The 1,932-nt window shown below is 24.4% G+C and carries 1 protein-coding gene; it reads right to left on the bottom strand.

Going from position 1 to position 1,932, the window contains the following annotated elements:
• Positions 1 to 294: 294 nt before the first annotated feature.
• Positions 295 to 1,611, bottom strand: coding sequence for a hypothetical protein (locus AWT72_RS08480; protein ID WP_067143597.1), 1,317 nt, complete (start codon positions 1,609 to 1,611; stop codon positions 295 to 297).
• Between the last annotated feature and the right edge of the window lie 321 nt (positions 1,612 to 1,932).

Raw genomic sequence — 1,932 nt, 5'->3', positions numbered from 1 at the left:
AAATTACAATAAAAATAAGATATTTTGTTGAAGATAAAGCAGGTAAAGAATGGATAGTAGATAACTTTGATTGTGAAAATGAGATTTTAAGTGGTGAATGTTATTTGTGCATAGAAAATGGTAAAGCACATTATGTAGTATAAAAAAATATGACTAGTAAAGAGAAGTGACTTTTTACTAGTTTTTTATTAGTAGGGAAATTAGTAGGAAAATTATAAAAAAAACTGTGAAGGCTCACTTAAAATGACCCCTAAAATGGCTCAAAATAAAAGTCCAAATTTGGGGTCATTTTTGTTATATATTAATCTTATTTTTATTGTAATTTCTCCAAGGATGATTTAATGGTGGAATATATTTTTTCTTTTCTTTTATAGTTTTTTCAATTTCTTTTTTATCTAAATCCATAAGTTTGGAGTATGTTTCATAATTTTCAATTTTTCTAACACAATAAAACATATCTAAATATTCTATGAATATATTTCCATTTACGGATTCTATAACCGAAACTTTAATTTTATCTTGTATAAATATATCATTTCCATTGACATTAATAGGAATATATCTATTTCCTTTATATGATATACAACACCTTGATATTGTTCTTGTAGAATGTATACAAAGAATTTTATCAATTTGTTCCTCATTTATTTGACTATCAAAGACATTAATAGTATCATTTAGTTGTAGATTGGCATTATGTTTGCCTATGAATTCTTGCAGGTATTCATTGCATTTTTCAATATTATTAATATTGTAAAAAGTTAATTCAGATGCCAATCTATCTTGCAATGTAGAAAATTTTCTTTCAACAGTTCCTTTTTTTTGTGGGATTGATGTAGTATCTAATTCAATTCCTAATTGTTTACAAGCAAATGCAAAATTTGTTTCATATTCTATTTGTTTATCTTTTCTAATATATTTAAATACACTTCTATTATCAGTAACAAGTTTAACAGGTATGCCATAATTTAATAAAACTTGTTTAAATGCAATGTAATAACCTTCTAATGATTCATATTTAGTGAAACAACCACCTAATATTTTTGAAGTAGATTTGTCTACAAAGATATGTAATGTAATATTAAGACCTAAACACCATTCATGTGGTGAAGCATCTGCTTCAATTATTTCGCCAAAATACTTTGTTTTAGGTTTTCTAGGGTGTATATTGTTTTTATCTAAAAATCTAGGTATTTTAGTGATATCAGCACTAGGATTTTCTTTGATAATTTCTATTTCTTTTATTCTCCTTCTTTTAGTTTTTCTCCTAGTTTTTTTAGTATTAATTCTATATTCATTGAAATATCTTTTCAAAGTAGAATAAGAAATATCATAACCCATTTGTTCAATAACGAAATGCTCATAAAAATGTTTCATATTAAAATATGCAGCATTAGAAATGTAAAAATCAATTATTTTTTCTATTTGAATAGTTGCTAATGCTTTTTTTCTTTTGATTTTAAACAAAGAAATATCAACATTATTATTTTTGGACAGATATTTTTTGTATCTTTTGGCAGTAGAATAACTAATTTCTAAAATGTTAGCAATATCTTTTAAAGATATGTTTCGTGAATACAATTCACTAAATTGTTTAAGTTTTTTAGACATAAACGATCATCTCCTTTAATTTAATTTGTAATATATTTATATCACAAAAAATGGGTCAAATTAATGAACTTTTACGAAAAATTAAATGAGCTATTAAGGGCTCACTTTTGGTGAGCTTTCACACTCCATATTTATTTTCTATTATCTAAAATTGACAAATTAGTTAAGACATGGTATGCTTTAATTGAATATGTTGACTGATTAGTCAATTAAGGGAGGGAGCTTAATGGTTACTAAAAATTTTGAAAAAATTTCAGATGATAAAAAAGGGCGAATAATAGCTAAAGGAATTGAAATTTTTTCTAAATTTTCATTTGTAGA

This window comes from Oceanivirga salmonicida, from assembly GCF_001517915.1.
Lineage (GTDB): Bacteria > Fusobacteriota > Fusobacteriia > Fusobacteriales > Leptotrichiaceae > Oceanivirga > Oceanivirga salmonicida.
The sequence above is the reverse complement of the archived record's forward strand: the minus strand, read 5'-3'. Positions and strand labels throughout refer to the sequence as shown.